The organism is Stenotrophomonas sp. 278 (genome assembly GCF_003935715.1).
GTDB lineage: Bacteria > Pseudomonadota > Gammaproteobacteria > Xanthomonadales > Xanthomonadaceae > Stenotrophomonas > Stenotrophomonas maltophilia_AH.
This window is the reverse complement of the sequence record NZ_RHPP01000312.1, coordinates 1-721: the sequence shown is the minus strand read 5'-3', so window position 1 is coordinate 721 and position 721 is coordinate 1. Positions and strand designations below refer to the sequence as shown.

The 721-nt window shown below is 70.3% G+C and carries 2 pseudogenes; both read left to right on the top strand.

The features are described from left to right. A pseudogene (locus tag EGJ34_RS22465) lies at nucleotides 1–256 on the top strand (hypothetical protein); the annotation flags it as partial. 86 nt (nucleotides 257–342) lie between these two features. Beyond that, nucleotides 343–721, top strand: a pseudogene (locus tag EGJ34_RS21895) (protein BatD); the annotation flags it as partial.

Here is a 721-nt window from a genome sequence, read left to right as displayed (position 1 = left end):
GGGCCGGACAGATCCTGCCGCGCAGGCGCAGGCCGATGCGGCGCAGCGCGAGCGCATGCAACAGGCACTGCAGCGCCAGACCGACACCTCCCAACCCCCGACCGGGCAGCCCTCGCAGCAGGCCGAATCGGCGGAGCGGCAGGAACAGCGACAAGCCGTCGAGGCCTGGATGCGGCGCGTACCGGATGATCCGGGCAGTCTGCTACGCGCCAAGTTCCAGCGCGAAAACGAACGCAGGAGACAGGAAGGACGATGAGTGCCGCCCGCTTTACCCGCCGCCTGACCGCGACGCTGATCGGAGTGTGGCTGCTGCTGTGCGGTGTCGCGCAGGCCCAGCAGACCGCGTCGCCGCCGGCCAACGCCACCGCCTTCCTGGAAATGGAGGTGGACGATGACGCCCCTTACGTGCAGCAGAGCGTGGGAATCGTCGTGCGCCTGTATTACGCCTCGCAGCTGCTGTCCGGCGAACTCGGCCTGGACGCACCAGACGGTGCCTCGCTGCAGCGGGTCGGGCAGGACCGCAGCCTGGTGCGCGAGGTCAACGGTCGCCGCTTCAATCTGGTGGAGCGGCGCTACCTGCTCATTCCCGAGCGCAGCGGGCCGCTGCTGCTCCCGGGTCCGCGCTTCGAGGGCCGCGCGGCCGGCGGTTTCTTCGACGAGATGTTCGGCGGCGGCAATGGACGCCTGCGCGCCACGGCCCCGGATCGCACGCTGCAGGTGC